At 45.5% G+C, this 13,766-nt stretch carries 11 protein-coding genes; 4 read left to right on the forward strand and 7 right to left on the reverse strand.

Annotated elements, in window-relative coordinates; all coding sequences use genetic code 11:
* Positions 1–35: 35 nt before the first annotated feature.
* The 4 genes from F4V45_RS03540 to F4V45_RS03555 are packed head-to-tail and all read left to right on the forward strand — an operon-like array spanning position 36 to position 5,738.
* Positions 36–1,313, forward strand: coding sequence for a TolC family protein (locus tag F4V45_RS03540; RefSeq protein ID WP_150337092.1), 1,278 nt, complete (start codon positions 36–38; stop codon positions 1,311–1,313).
* Positions 1,310–2,377, forward strand: coding sequence for an efflux RND transporter periplasmic adaptor subunit (locus F4V45_RS03545; RefSeq protein WP_150337093.1), 1,068 nt, complete (start codon positions 1,310–1,312; stop codon positions 2,375–2,377). Before F4V45_RS03540 ends, F4V45_RS03545 begins: the two co-directional genes overlap by 4 nt.
* Positions 2,377–5,436: an efflux RND transporter permease subunit gene (locus tag F4V45_RS03550; protein ID WP_150337094.1), complete on the forward strand. Its 3,060-nt coding sequence runs from the start codon at positions 2,377–2,379 to the stop codon at positions 5,434–5,436. The genes F4V45_RS03545 and F4V45_RS03550 overlap by 1 nt, the downstream gene beginning before the upstream one ends.
* A gap of 14 nt (positions 5,437–5,450) precedes the next feature.
* Positions 5,451–5,738 (forward strand): DUF3240 family protein, encoded by a 288-nt coding sequence (locus tag F4V45_RS03555; protein ID WP_170235152.1) that lies wholly within the window; start codon positions 5,451–5,453, stop codon positions 5,736–5,738.
* 48 nt (positions 5,739–5,786) lie between these two features.
* Here the strand turns inward: F4V45_RS03555 and F4V45_RS03560 are convergent, their stop codons facing one another.
* The 7 genes from F4V45_RS03560 to F4V45_RS03590 are packed head-to-tail and all read right to left on the reverse strand — an operon-like array spanning position 5,787 to position 13,728.
* Positions 5,787–6,635 carry a hypothetical protein gene (locus F4V45_RS03560; RefSeq protein ID WP_150337096.1) on the reverse strand — a complete coding sequence of 283 codons (849 nt, stop codon included), beginning with the start codon at positions 6,633–6,635 and terminating at the stop codon, positions 5,787–5,789.
* A gap of 52 nt (positions 6,636–6,687) precedes the next feature.
* Positions 6,688–7,977: an ankyrin repeat domain-containing protein gene (locus tag F4V45_RS03565; RefSeq protein WP_150337097.1), complete on the reverse strand. Its 1,290-nt coding sequence runs from the start codon at positions 7,975–7,977 to the stop codon at positions 6,688–6,690.
* Complete coding sequence (locus F4V45_RS03570; protein ID WP_150337098.1) at positions 7,977–8,804, reverse strand: hypothetical protein; 828 nt, start codon at positions 8,802–8,804, stop codon at positions 7,977–7,979. The genes F4V45_RS03565 and F4V45_RS03570 overlap by 1 nt, the downstream gene beginning before the upstream one ends.
* 44 nt (positions 8,805–8,848) lie before the next feature.
* Positions 8,849–10,381, reverse strand: coding sequence for an ABC transporter ATP-binding protein (locus tag F4V45_RS03575; RefSeq protein WP_170235153.1), 1,533 nt, complete (start codon positions 10,379–10,381; stop codon positions 8,849–8,851).
* Positions 10,374–11,213 carry a nickel ABC transporter permease subunit NikC gene (gene nikC, locus F4V45_RS03580; protein WP_150337100.1) on the reverse strand — a complete coding sequence of 280 codons (840 nt, stop codon included), beginning with the start codon at positions 11,211–11,213 and terminating at the stop codon, positions 10,374–10,376. Before nikC ends, F4V45_RS03575 begins: the two co-directional genes overlap by 8 nt.
* 8 nt (positions 11,214–11,221) lie before the next feature.
* Positions 11,222–12,154 (reverse strand): ABC transporter permease subunit, encoded by a 933-nt coding sequence (locus tag F4V45_RS03585; protein ID WP_150337101.1) that lies wholly within the window; start codon positions 12,152–12,154, stop codon positions 11,222–11,224.
* The gene (locus tag F4V45_RS03590; protein ID WP_150337102.1) at positions 12,154–13,728 is read right to left on the reverse strand and encodes an ABC transporter substrate-binding protein; all 1,575 of its coding nucleotides are present in this window, start codon (positions 13,726–13,728) and stop codon (positions 12,154–12,156) included. The genes F4V45_RS03585 and F4V45_RS03590 overlap by 1 nt, the downstream gene beginning before the upstream one ends.
* Between the last annotated feature and the right edge of the window lie 38 nt (positions 13,729–13,766).

Below are 13,766 nucleotides of genomic sequence, written 5' to 3' on the forward strand. Positions count from 1 at the left end.
TCTAGCTCTTTTAATTTTCTCAAGGTTGGTGCGGAATGTTTGCAGGCGGTGTAAATAGCATAGGTAGGATCGCTCTTGGTGCGGCTCTATGCGCCCTTTTGCACGCCCAGCCTATCAGTAAGCAAGCATTTTTTGAAGCCGTGGAGCAAAATAGCATAAACCTTGTGCAAAATAAGGCGCAGTTTCAAAGCCTGCTAGAATCCCAGCGCGCGACAAACTCGTGGGAGTCGCCCTATACAGAGATAGATACGGGCTTTGTCAAAAATGCGTTGGGCAAAAATGAAGTCTCTGTAACTGCGCTTGTGATGCTACGCCCTAAGCTCCCTTGGGTGCAAACACTTTTGCATAAAAGCCTGCGCACACAAATTGAGCAATATGACAAAGCCTACAAGCTCTACAAAGAGCTAGCTTACATTTCAGCAAAGCGACTCTATCTCTCCTATACACTCACCAAAGAAAAATACAATGTCGCTATGCAAAGAGAGAGCAACTTCTACCACCAATTGCAAATCGCTAAAGCAAAGCTTGATGCAGGCAGTATGTCTAAAAAGGACTATATTAGCTTTAATAACTCCTACCTTGATGCCAAGCTTTTAAAAATGCAGACCCAAACCCAGCTTTTAGAGCTCCAGCGGGTGCTACACCAGCTTCTAGGGCTTGTAGAAGCACACACGATCAATCAAGACAAAGTCGATGATGAGATTTTGGATAGTTTGCACGATGTGGTGGTTGATGATCTCAACTTCGCTTACACGCATATCGAGCCAGAGTCCGCCTACAAGCAGCTTGAGATTTCACCATATTTAGATATTTTAACCCTGCAAGCAAGAAACTATCAAACCAACGCCAAGCTCGCAAACCGCGATCGATTTGAAGCCTTTGAGCTAGGCGGCGGGATCGCGCATTCTGAGTCTAGCGATGGTGCGCAGCTGCGATTCTCTATCCCGCTGCCTGTTACGCCCAAAAATACGCATTTAAAACGCAAGTGGCTAGCCCTGCATAGCGGCAGTGTGCGCGAGGGCGAGATCACTAAAAACAACTTGCTAGTAAGTGTGGATTCTTACCTTGACCAGCTAGAATCTAAAAAGAGCTTCATAGAACTCCAGCAAGAAAATATCCAAAACAAAAAAGACTTAGTAGAAATGGGTAAAATCGCTTATGAGTCGCAGAAAATCAGCCTTTTTGAATACCTAGCCTACCAAAACTCCTATATGGATAGCATTATCACACTAGCAGATGCAAAGCTTGAGTATATAGGCATACAATCGCTACTTGAAGAAACCTTAGGGAAGATGATAGGAGAACCACAATGACACGATATATACTAGGCTTGCTCATCATATTTAGCACACTTTATGGCTACAAAGAAGTGCGCTTAAATGCTGTCCAAGCACAAGGACTAGGCATTAAAGACATTCCCATAAAAAGCCCAAGTATCACACGCGGTGTGCCGTTTAATGCTTTCATCGACTTTGATAACAAAGACTCCACGACACAAAGCTCCACCTTTGATGTAGTAGTAGTGGCAATTTATAGGCGAGAAGGCGAGCAGATACAACAGGGCAATGAGATTTGCGAGATTAGCTCCAATGAGCTCAATAATCTCTTCTTCGAGCTAGAAAACACGCAAAACAAGCACCGCGTAGCAGAAGAAATCGCCAAAAAAGACAAAGATTTATTCCAAGCAGGTGTCATCTCCCAGAGAGAATACCAGCAAAGCTACCTAGCTAGCAGGGAGCTATATTTGAAGCTAAGTCAGCTGCGCAATACCTTCAAACTCTTTGGGATTGATCCAGATAAGCCTAGGGGGAGCTTTGGCTTCCGCGTGGTGGCAAGTGCTAGTGGAATCCTATCTGTCGCACCCAAAAATACCGGCGAGAAAATCCCAGCCTTTACCCCTTATGTAAGAATCTCTAAAAACAACAACCTCCTAGCGCGTATCAAAATCCCCCTATCAGTCTCTGACTATGTGCTACCGGGATCTAGAGTATATAGCGAAAAGGGGCAGTATGTCGGTGATGTTAGCTCTGTCTCTGTGGTTGTAGATAAAAACAACAACTCCATAACCGCCATTGCTGACCTTAAAGAAGGCGTGTTTCGCGTGGGTGAAATCGCAGATGTGTATATAGAGGGCAAGCAGCCTAAAGGCACTTATATCGTGCCATCAAATGCCGTGATCAAAAACGCTAAAGACAACCTAATCTTTATCAAAACTCCTAATGGCTATGCCCCAAAAGTGGTGCAAATCATTGAAAAGCGTAGTAAATCCTTTGTCATCGATGGCAAGGGCTTTAAGGGTAATGAGCAAATTGCCTCTGGTGCGCTTGTAGCCCTTAAGGGACTAATCAACAACATCGGTGTTGGTGGGGCGCAGTAATGCTAGCAAAAATCATTGAGTGGTCTTTAATGCAGCGCATTATTGTGATGATTTGCGCGTGTGCATTGCTGCTTTTTGGTGGGTATAGCTTTTTAAGCATTGCTATTGACGCATTCCCTGATGTCTCATCAACACAAGTGCGCGTGGCAGTCAAAGCCCCCGGTATGGCACCAGAAGAAGTGGAAAATCGAGTCGTGCGACCCTTAGAGCTTGAGCTTCAAGGCTTACCCGGGCAAAAGCTCCTACGCTCCACTTCTAAATACGCCATAGCTGACATTGTGCTAGATTTTGATGATAATGTAGATATTTATCTAGCAAGACAGATGACAAATGAGCGGCTAGCAAATGTGCTAGCAGATTTGCCAAGCGGTGTTGATGTGCGCCTGCAGCCTATTGTTACCCCGCTTTCAGATATGTTTATGTTCACTATTGAGGGCAATATTTCTAATCTTGAAAAACGCCAGCTTTTAGACTTCATTATCCGCCCAGAGATTAGAAAGATTAAAGGTGTGGCTGATGTCAGCTCGCTTGGGGGCTTTGCTAAAGCCTTTGTTGTCGTGCCAGACTTTAATGATATGGCGCGGCTTGGCGTTACTATCACGCAGCTAGAATCCGTGCTTGAAGCTAGCCTCAAAAACGATGGCGCAGGGCGTGTGGATAGAGATGGTGAAAACTTCCTAGTCAAAATCCAAAACGCAGCACTTAGCCCAGAGCAAATCGCCGAGCTGGCAATACAGACAAATGTAGGCTTTGTGAAAATCGGGGATTTTGCTGAAGTTAGCACAAGCTATATGACTAGGCTAGGCTTCACTACTAAAAATGGTGTAGGCGAGACGACACAAGCGATCGTGCTTTCACTCAAAGGCGCGAACTCCAAAGAAACGATAGAAAAAATCTATGAAAAATTTGACGAGCTAAAGCCGCTGCTTCCAGAAGGTGTTAGGCTAGAAGTTTTCTACGATCGCTCTGATCTTACACAAAAGGCTGTTGATAATGTTACAAAAGTGCTGATTGAAGCCATTGTGCTAATTGTGGTGCTGCTCTTTTTGTTCTTAGGGGATTTGCGTGCGGCGATTGCTGTGAGTGTGATTCTACCTTGCGCGCTCTCTGTGGCATTTATCTGTATGAGTCTTAATGGTATGAGTGCTAATCTTATGAGTCTAGGGGGGCTAGCTATTGCTATTGGGATTCTGGTGGATTCTGCTGTGGTAATGGTGGAAAATGCCTTTGAAAAGCTAAGCTCCAATACCACGACAACAAAGCTGCACGCTCTCTATCGCGCGTGTAAAGAAATCTCTGTTTCTGTGGTTAGTGGGATTATCATCATCATCGTATTTTTTGTGCCAATTCTCACACTTGAGGGACTAGAGGGTAAGATGTTTGCTCCTTTGGCTAAAAGTATTGTATTTGCCCTTTTGGGCTCTCTTGTGCTATCTATCACCGTGATCCCGGTTGTCGCCTCTCTTGTGTTAAAAACTAAAGAGCATAAAGAGACCATTATCACGCGCTTTTTTTATAGAATCTACACGCCCACTTTACACTTTTGCCTAACACATAGAAAAATGGTCATAAGCTTTGCATTTGCATTTTTAGTCGCTTCGCTCTCACTTTTCCCTTTTGTGGGCAAGTCCTTTATGCCAACCCTTGATGAAGGCGATGTCGTGCTAATGGTGGAGATGACTCCATCTGTCTCACTTACGCAATCACGCGACCTACTCCTGCGTATCCAAAAGACCATTAAAGAAAAGGTCCCGGAAGTCAAAGAAATTGTCGCGCGCACAGGGACTGATGAGCTAGGGCTTAGTCTTGATGGACTCAATCAAAGCGATATGTTTATCTCCTTTATCCCCAAAGATCAGTGGCAGGTAAAAAGCAAGCAAGAAGTGCTTGAGAAAATCACACAATCTTTGCAGAGCTTTGTGGGGATTAGCTTTATTTTCACCCAGCCCATTGATATGCGGATTTCTGAGATGCTCACAGGGGTGCGGGGGGATTTGGCGATTAAAATCTTTGGCGATGATATTGCCACGCTTAATGAACTTAGCAAGCAAATTAGAGAGATCCTAAAGGGTGTGCGCGGCAGTAGCGAAGTTTTCACTACGCTCAATGAAGGGGTAAATTATCTCTACATAACTCCAGAAAAGCACATAATGAGTAATGTAGGTGTGAGTGTTGATGAGTTTGCTAAATTTATGAAGTCTTCACTAGAAGGCATTGTTGTCTCCTATATCCCTATGGGTGTGGCGCGCGTGCCTGTGATTATCCGCCAAGACCCAGAAATTTCCACAGATATTACCAAGCTTGAAGCTTTAGAGATGTTTTCATCGCGTGGCTATGTCGTGCCAATTAGCTCCATTGCTGAAATTAAAGAAGTCGATGGTCCTGTAACAATCGTGCGCGAGAATAATCGCAGAATGAGTGTCGTGCGCAGCAATGTAGAAAACCGCGATTTAGGCGGATTTGTCGATGAGGCAAAAGAGAAAATTGCCGCGCAAGTAAAACTCCCGCCAAACTACTACATCACCTTTGGCGGGCAGTTTGAGAACCAGCAGCGAGCAAACGCGCGCTTTGCGGTGGTGATTCCAATTAGCATTGTGGTGATATTTTTTATTTTGTATTTCACTTTTAAAAGTGTGCCTTTAGCATTGCTTATTTTGCTAAATATCCCCTTTGCCGTTACAGGCGGGCTTATCTCGCTCTTTTTATCCGGGGAGTATATCTCTGTGCCTGCAAGCATTGGCTTTATCACACTCTTTGGTATCGCCGTGCTTAATGGCGTGGTGATGATAGGGTATTTTAAAGAGCTCATCAAGCAGGGCAAAAGTGTCGATGAAGCCGTAGAAATGGGTGCAAAAAGACGCTTGCGCCCAATCCTTATGACGGCATTTATCGCGGCATTTGGGCTTGTGCCTATGCTGCTCTCAAGTGGTGTGGGAAGCGAAGTGCAAAAGCCCCTTGCCATAGTCGTGCTAGGCGGACTTGTAACCTCTAGCTCTCTAACGCTACTACTCTTGCCCGCGATGTTTGGTATCATCGCTAAGCGCATACGAATTGTGTAATGAAAGGGGGAGCTATGTGTAGCTGGCTACAAATTTATGCAGATAGTAAGCTTAAAGACCACATTGTCGATGCCCTGCTAGAGCGCAGGCTCAATGACTTTTATTACAGCTCTTGTGATAAATACGCCTTGCGCGATTTGCTCATTAGCCAAAGGGAGCAGGTAAGCGGACGCAAGCAGTATGGGCGGTTTGACTTATATATCGACTACGATAGAGCAGTGGAGCTTGTGGAGTATTTTTATACCAAATACGGCAAAGATGATATTACTTGCTATATGCTACAAAATATCATTGACTGCTAGCCCACAGAGCTAGATTCTACTGCCTAGAATCTAGCTCTAAATTTGCGCCTAATCAATGCCAAAGGCAAAAACCACCTGCGATTCGTGGATATAGCCAAATATTGGACTTTTTGCGCCATTGGGGAAATAAAACACCCCAAGCCAAGCAGAATCTTGCGCACTACCCTTACTCCTAGCCGATAGGATCTCCCCCGCATAATACAATCTCGCACCAGCTTCATTACTAGCCCCTCCGCCAAAATCCTTTGCCACACGCTCGCGCTTAATTTGCGTGATGATTGTGCCATTAGGGGATTGGCGTAGGTTGATATAGCTATCTGCAGATTTATATTTCAAACGCAAAGACCCTAAATCTTCATAAGCCAAAGACGAGATAAAAACATCGCCCAAAATCTCCACGCATTCTATATTTGCATAAATCTCGTGTCCCGCATCGCTCTCACCATAGAATCTATAATCCTTAAGCCGCACTTTTGCCCTAGCTGCCACGACACCAAAAATCTTTTTATCTAGCCCAAGCTCTCCTTGCAGTGCCAAGTCTCTAGCATTCAAGATAAGCACGGATCTATTTTCCCTATGCTTTGTGAAATCTATCTTCTTCAACTCATCTACACCCATAAAACTATCATACAAAAATGGTAGTGCCAAATTCTTATCAGGATAGAATCTTAAGCTTATTTGACTCCCCTCCTCTTCGCCCTCATAGCCTTTCTCAAGCACACCGGTAAGCTCCACCTCTCCGCTAAAACGCGTATCAGACGCTTCAATCCCGAAAAATTTCAGCGAATCTAAGCTCATCACACCTTTATCACTTAATAGCCCTGTATGTGTTAGCTCCCTAGGGAAGCCAAAAGCTATTGCCACAAACAAACTCATAATCACAAAAACTCTTAACATTGCTACTCCTTTGGTATTTAGGGCTTTTCCTTTGTTGATAGATTCTAGCTTGTTATCTTTGCGTGCTTGCTCTGCTATCTAGCAAAGCTTGGATACTCTTGCCAGCGGTGGTGTTTGTGTTGCCCTGATCAATGCGAGGATCAATCTTCGCACCAGAATCTAGCAAAAGCCGCACAAGCTCTATATCCCCGCCAATCGCAGCAAAATGCAAAATCCCCCGCCCAGAATCATCGCGCAAATTGATGTCTGCACCCTTTTGCAAATAGAGCTTTATAAGCTCGCGCTTATTGCACTCATACACACCTTGCTTCTCCCAAAACTCCCCGACAAAGCCCATTTCATTGTAGTTGTTATACATTTGCACTAAAGGGATTTGCGTGCTGCCATCATAGGTTATGGTGTGGCTTGGATTTGCTTTATACTCTAAAAGAGCTTGAATACTGCGGCAAGTTTTGTTGCTAATGCGTGGATCTGTGGCAGCAATCAAGGGTGTGCGTCCTTCATTATCGACTTCTTCAGGGTTCGCGCCAAACTCTAGTAGCAGGGCAGTAATCTCTGGATTGGTGATCCCAAGTATAAGTGCTGGCGTGCCAAAATCGTCCATAATGTTTGGGTTTATGCCATCTTTTAGCGCGGAATACACACCATCACTATTACCTGCCTTGATCGCCTCAAAGAGTGCTTGGCTAGAGTTGTAGCCGCGACTATAATGGTAGCTTTTGCTTGTAGCAATGTCTTTTGAAGGAGCTTGAGCAGAGCTAGAATCTGCTCGCCGCTCAAACATCTTAGGATCGATAGAAGAATACTTCGCTGCAAAGTAGGCGAGATTTTGCTTAGGCGCGCTGTGTATAGGCTCTCCCATAGCAAGTAGCACCAGCTCATAGGCGCGATAGGATTTATATAAGCCTATGATATTCTCTAGCTTATAAATGCGCTCTTTTAAATCCTTTTGCGTAATGGGCGCATCAATGCCTATACTTAGTGCATCAATTTCAGCACTAAGCTTCTTTAGCGCGGCGTGGTATGGGGCTGGGTCATCGATTAAGATAGCTGCTTCATAGAGATTTTTCTTAAGCTTTTTGTAGGTGATTTTTGGCTGGATAAACTGCGAGCTAGATTCTAGTGTGATGTGGCTTATCACTTCTTCATAGGAGTGCTCTTCGCGCTGAGCTTGGATAATCTCGTGCTTAGCACGCACGCTTACTTCTATACTTTGAGAGAGCTCATCAAGTGCGGCACTTTTCGCCTGCTCTTGCGTGGGCGCGGTGGCAGAGCTCTCTAGCACTTGTGCCAAAGATAGGCTAAAAAGCAGAGCGATAAGCGCGATACACCGCAGCAGCATTATTTGCAGCCTATGCTAAAGTCTGCGCTAAGCTGTAGCTCGCCGTCTTTAACCACAGGCAAAGAGTCTGCAACTTGTATAGCTTCTAGGGTATCTTCGTGCGCACTGCTTGAATACTTAGCATTTGCGTTGCTGCCTAGAGGTATGCTGCTTTTGTAGGCGACTTGGGGGGTATTGTTTCTATCGCTAAAGCGCAGGCTTGTGATGTGGCACTTAGTGGAGAGAATCTTGCTGTAATCTTTAGTGATTTGCTTGGCTTGGGCTAGGATTTCATTGCGCATAGTTTGGGTTTTGGCGCGGATTTGCTCTTGGGTATAAATTGGCGTTATAGCTGGAAGATTGAAGCGCAGGTAGGGAGATTTAGCGACATTGACTCGCAGGGCATTAAGCAAATCTTCATAGATCTTAGCCTGCTCTTTTGTAAATTCACAAGCAATGCCTTGACGGACAAAAATCCCTGTGCGCTCGATATAGCTCCACTTACCATTGATGAGCCTTCTATCTTCATAGGTTCTAGTCTCTATGCCAAACTCCCCGCCTACACACACTTCTTTAGCTTGCACTACAAGGGCGTTGTTTGCTTGCAGAAGCTCTACAAGGGCATTTTCTTCTTGCGCAGAGAGAGCTGGGGTCTGCTCTAGTTTTTTCGTGGATTCTACGCTAATTTGCGCGGTGAAAGTCTCTGGGGCTAGCTTATGCTCCACTGATATAGCTTGGCTAATCACAAGCTGCTCTACTTTTGTCTCACAGAAAAACGCTAGCCCGAGCACCGCCCCAGCGACAAAAATAAACGCCCAAAGCGCAAGCTGCATTATATGATTTTGCATAGAAGTCCTTTGCTATTAGATGGTCGCAAGTATAACACACTATATTACACTTGATTTGTGCAAGCAAAAGTAGATTCTAGTAGCCTGCCTTGCGTGCTTTTAAAGGGCTCATTAGCTGCGACTATCTCAACGATCTCCCCAGAATCTAAAAGCACGATACGATCGCAAAATGCGCGCGCTAGGGAGAGATTATGCGTGATACATAGCACGCTTAGATTCTGCTTTGCACTTGGGCGGCTATCTCTGTGTGCTTGCATAGTGGCAATATGCTCTAAAATCATCGCTTCAGTGCTGGCATCAAGACACGATGTGCTCTCATCAAGGATTAGTAGCTCTGGCTCTAGCACAAGCACACTAGCAAGATTTATCCTAGCAGCTTGCCCACCAGAGAGCATAGCAGGGTAGCTATCAAGCGGCAAAGATTCTAGTCCCAAAGCGTGTAGTATAGGCATAATCCTGCTTCTCTGCTTAGCTTTATCTACCACACCATATAAGGCGATAAGCCCTTGAGTAAGTGTATCCAAAAGTGTTTGATTGGGATTTAGTGCGCTTATAGGATCTTGAAAAAGCAGCTGTATATGGCGGTAGAAATGCCTACGCGCTTGCAGACTACGCCTATTAGAGTGCCAATGCGTGGGGTAGGTGATTTGCCCGCTAGATTCTAGCTCCAAGCGTGCGATGAGCTTTGCTAGCGTGCTTTTGCCGCTGCCACTTCTACCCACAATGCCAAGCCTCTCCCCTGCACAAATAGTAAGCGAGATAGAATCTAGCGCGCAGATGGATTGGTGGGCAGCTTGATAAGATTTAGTGATATTGTGTAGTGTGATAAGTGGGGTAGATTCTAGTGATTTTTGTCTATCATATATCGATATATACGCAAAGTTTGTATGAAAACTTCCCAAATCTCTAGCAGCAATCTTCCCAGAATCTATATGGTAGCTCACATCAGCTATACGCATAAGCCTATGATCGTGCGTGATGAGCAAGACTCCCTTACCAAGCTCTTTAGCAGCGCGCCTTAAAATCTCTAATAGTTCTTTTGTAGCGATAGCGTCTAAATCACTTGTAGGCTCATCAGCGATGAGAAACTGCGCATCTGCAAGCAGTGCGATGAGTATCATCGCCCTTTGTAGCTCCCCTCCACTCATCTCAAAGGCATAGCGATGAAGCACACTAGAATCTAGCCCCAGCCTATGCAGCAAGCTAGAGATTTGCTCAAGGTCATAGGGCTTGCCCCACGCACGCAGACTTTCTGCAATGTGGCTTTTGATTGTGTAGAGTGGATTGAAGTAGGTGCGCGGATTTTGCAAAATGCTTATGATAGCAGGGCTTTTTGCGCGCTTTTTGCGCAAAGATGGCTTGTAAGGCGAGTCATCTAGCAAGACTTCCCCGCTAATTGTGAGATTTGGCGGGAGTAAGCCCTGTAAGGCTAGAGCGCAGAGTGTTTTGCCACTGCCGCTTCTGCCTATGAGTGCCGTTATTTGCCCACATTCTAGCGATATGCTAATGTCTGTAAGCAGGGGTTTTGCACCAAAGGATACAGAGATATTTGCAAGTGCTAGCCTAGATTTAGCCATAGCGCACATCTTCTAAATGCGTAGCAAAATATCTTCTTAAGCTATCACCTAGCAGGGTAAAGACCGCCACGCTAATAAACAACGCCCCACCCGGATAGAGGAGCAAATGCGGCGCGCTATAAAGATACTCTTTCATATCACTAAGCATAATGCCCCACTCCGCAAGTGGCGGCTGCACACCTAGCCCCAGAAATGAAAGCCCAGCAATATGGAGCATAATATGCCCCATATCCATAGTAGCTAGCACAAGTATGTGGATACACAAGCTTGGGAGAAAATTCCGCCTAAAGCTTTGCCAGAAGCTTTGCCCTTGCATATAAGAGATAGCTACATACTCTTTTGTGCGCAGTGTAATGGTAAGCGAGCGAGCTATGCGCGCGTAAAATGCCCAGTGCGTGAGTGTTATAGCAATGATTACATTCACCAATCCAGCTCCTAGCACCCCTACAAAAAATAACGCCAAAACCATTGTAGGCACGCTTAAAAACACATCACACACACGCATAATCACCCTATCCCACGCCCCGCCTAATGCCCCCGCCACCCCACCTACGCAAATCCCTATCCCCATAACTAGCACGATGATACAAGCACTTGCCCCAAGTGAGATATATGCCCCATAAATAAGTCTTGTGAAAATATCTCTACCTAAATGATCGCAGCCCAGCCAATGCTCCTTGCTTATAGGAGCTAGCTGCTTGGAGAGATCAATCGCATCAGGCTTATAGGGGCTAAATAGTGGCACAAGCAAGGCTAATGCTAATAAAAGCACAAGGGCGCATAAGGCGATTTTGCCTTGTAGGGGGAAATGCTTGTGGATTTGATTTTGCATAGCGACTCTTATAGAGAGACTCTAGGGTCAAGGTAGGCGCATAGCACATCGCTAAGTAGATTTGCTAGTGTGAAAATCACGCATAGCACAATGACAAAGCATTGGATAATGGGAAAATCGTGATTAGCAATGGCATTAAGACAATACAGCCCAATCCCCGGAATAGCAAAGATACTCTCTATAATCAACGCCCCCCCTAGTAGCTCACCTATATGCATCCCCATCATCGCAATAATGGGAAGCAGAGCATTGGCAAAAATATGCTTCAAGGTAATAATAGGGCGTGGGATTTGGCGCGCGCTTGCATACGCTACATAGCTAGAATCCATCACTTCTAGCATACTTGCGCGCAAAAGCCTTGCAGTGATACAAAGCGACATAAATGCAATACTAATGCTAGGAAGCACATAGCTGGCAACGCTAGAGTCCCACACCGCAGGCAGCCACCCTAAAGTAATGGCAAAAAGCCAAACTAGCAAAAACGAGAGCCAAAAATTAGGCATACACGCACCTATAAAGCACATAATGCTCACTACAATATCTGGGATTCTACCTTTATACAGCGCGCCAAGCACACCAAATAGCGTAGCAAACACACCAATAAGCACCACCCCTAGCCCCACAAGCTTCAAAGTCGCAGGCAAAAGAGCGAAAAACTCACCGCTCACAGCCTGCCCACTCATAAATGAAGTGCCAAAATCAAGCATAATAGCCCTATATAGCCATACCGCATACTGCCAGAGCAATGGCTCATCAAGCCCAAATTCCACCCGCAAGTGCGCAATCATCTCTGGTGTGTTTGGGAGATTAGATAGGGCAAGATACTGCGCTATGGGATCGCCTCCACCAAGGCGCAGCAGCATAAAAATCCCAAATGACACCACTAGCAAAATAGGCACAAGATACAAAATCCGCTGGCAAATTTGCTGCAACAATGGCATTATTGATACCACTTAGCTATAGGAAGCTCTGCGACAAGCACGCCCATATTTTCTTCTATACCTTTAATACCACTGCGTGCGATAGCGACATTGCGCTTATAGGCTAGCGGGAGTAGGATATAGCTTTGCGCAAGCAAATCTAGCGCGGCATTAAGGTCTTTGTGGAGCTGGGGCTCATTGGTAGCGCGGATAGCATTGTTGATATGCGTATAAATTGCATCTTTTTGTGAAAGGCTTTGCAAGAGTCCATACTCGATATGCCCCTGCTCCTGCATAGAGTAGAGATGGCTTAGCGGCTCATATGGCGCGCCCCAAGTCTGCGTAAAAGCAAGGTCAAAAGCATTGGCGATAAGGCGGTTTGCATACGCGCTAGGCTCAATACCTTTGATGGCAATGCTTATGCCACAAGTTTTGGCTTGCGCTTGGATAATTTGCGCGAGCTTTTTTTGCGATGGATTGTTGCTTACGAAAATAAGCTCTAAGGGCGCGCTTTGTGCTATGGGCTGGGCTGGGTCGCATTGGTGTGCTGGGAGAGCAGGGAAATGCAAGGCTTGTAGTAAAGAAGTGTTTTTCACATAGAGACTTGTAGCAGGGCTTGCAAGATCTCCATAAACACTAGAGACTAGCGCGCTAGAATCTAGGGCTTGCATAAGGGCTTTGCGCGCGGAAGTAGATTCTAAGGCTTTGGCGCGTGGGTTTAGTGCTAGGGCAATGGTAAAAATAGGCGCGCTTGTGTAGGCTCTAAGCGAAGTATCCCTGCCTTGTGCTATGACATTAAACATATCAAGCGAGATGAGATCTTGCCCATAAAGGACATCAACTTGCTTGGCTTTAAGCGCGGCAAGCTTGGCACTTGGGTCAAAGATGATCCTTGCCACTATGGTGTCAAAATACGGCACTTTGCCACTTTGCCTATCTGTGTAGTAGGGATTTTTGCGGAAAGTTACTGCGCTAGGGCTGCTAGAGTCAAGCATATACGCCCCCGTGCCAATGGGCAAAGCCTTAGCGGGGTCTTTTTGCAGCTCACTTGGAGAGTGGAAGCGAAAGGGGCGCACAAATGCTAGCTCATTAAGTGTGAGAGCGTAGGGGTATTTGAGTGTTAGGGCAATTGTGTGAGAATCTAGCTCTTTTATAGAATCTATCGCGTGGATAAGCCCTGCCCAGCTATGGGCTTGCTTGTTTTGTAAAATTGCAGTGAAGTTTAGTGAGACAGCTCGCGCATCAAAGGCTTCTCCATTAGAAAATCGCACCCCCTTGCGCAGTGAAAATCTATAGGTCTTGCCATCTGGGCTAATGCTCCACGAAGTGGCTAGACTTGGGATAACATTGCCAGATTTATCAAGCTTGGTTAGACCCTCATAGATAAGATTTTGCGCAAGCATTGCATTTGCGCCATAGCTTTGTGGAGTAAATGTGCTTATAGGAGTTGATATGGCTATGGTGATAGTGCTTGGGGTGGCATTGGCTACTTTTATGGTAAAAACTCCCATAAATACCGATATTTGTAGTATGAAAACTAGCCAAATACGAAAGCCTAGCCACACCCTAGCATAAGTGATAAATTGTGCTTGCACGATAGATCCTGTGAGTGGAATGACGTATTATATTATTA

This window comes from Helicobacter canis, assembly GCF_008693005.1.
GTDB lineage: Bacteria > Campylobacterota > Campylobacteria > Campylobacterales > Helicobacteraceae > Helicobacter_B > Helicobacter_B canis.

What these genes read in the sequence shown, in the direction of transcription:
- F4V45_RS03540 (WP_150337092.1), top strand. Translation starts at nt 36, where the DNA reads ATGTTTGCAGGCGGTGTAAATAGCATAGGTAGGATCGCTCTTGGTGCG.
- F4V45_RS03545 (WP_150337093.1), top strand. Translation starts at nt 1,310, where the DNA reads ATGACACGATATATACTAGGCTTGCTCATCATATTTAGCACACTTTAT.
- F4V45_RS03550 (WP_150337094.1), top strand. Translation starts at nt 2,377, where the DNA reads ATGCTAGCAAAAATCATTGAGTGGTCTTTAATGCAGCGCATTATTGTG.
- F4V45_RS03555 (WP_170235152.1), top strand. Translation starts at nt 5,451, where the DNA reads ATGTGTAGCTGGCTACAAATTTATGCAGATAGTAAGCTTAAAGACCAC.
- F4V45_RS03560 (WP_150337096.1), bottom strand. Translation starts at nt 6,635, where the DNA reads ATGTTAAGAGTTTTTGTGATTATGAGTTTGTTTGTGGCAATAGCTTTT.
- F4V45_RS03565 (WP_150337097.1), bottom strand. Translation starts at nt 7,977, where the DNA reads ATGCTGCTGCGGTGTATCGCGCTTATCGCTCTGCTTTTTAGCCTATCT.
- F4V45_RS03570 (WP_150337098.1), bottom strand. Translation starts at nt 8,804, where the DNA reads ATGCAAAATCATATAATGCAGCTTGCGCTTTGGGCGTTTATTTTTGTC.
- F4V45_RS03575 (WP_170235153.1), bottom strand. Translation starts at nt 10,381, where the DNA reads ATGGCTAAATCTAGGCTAGCACTTGCAAATATCTCTGTATCCTTTGGT.
- nikC (WP_150337100.1), bottom strand. Translation starts at nt 11,213, where the DNA reads ATGCAAAATCAAATCCACAAGCATTTCCCCCTACAAGGCAAAATCGCC.
- F4V45_RS03585 (WP_150337101.1), bottom strand. Translation starts at nt 12,154, where the DNA reads ATGCCATTGTTGCAGCAAATTTGCCAGCGGATTTTGTATCTTGTGCCT.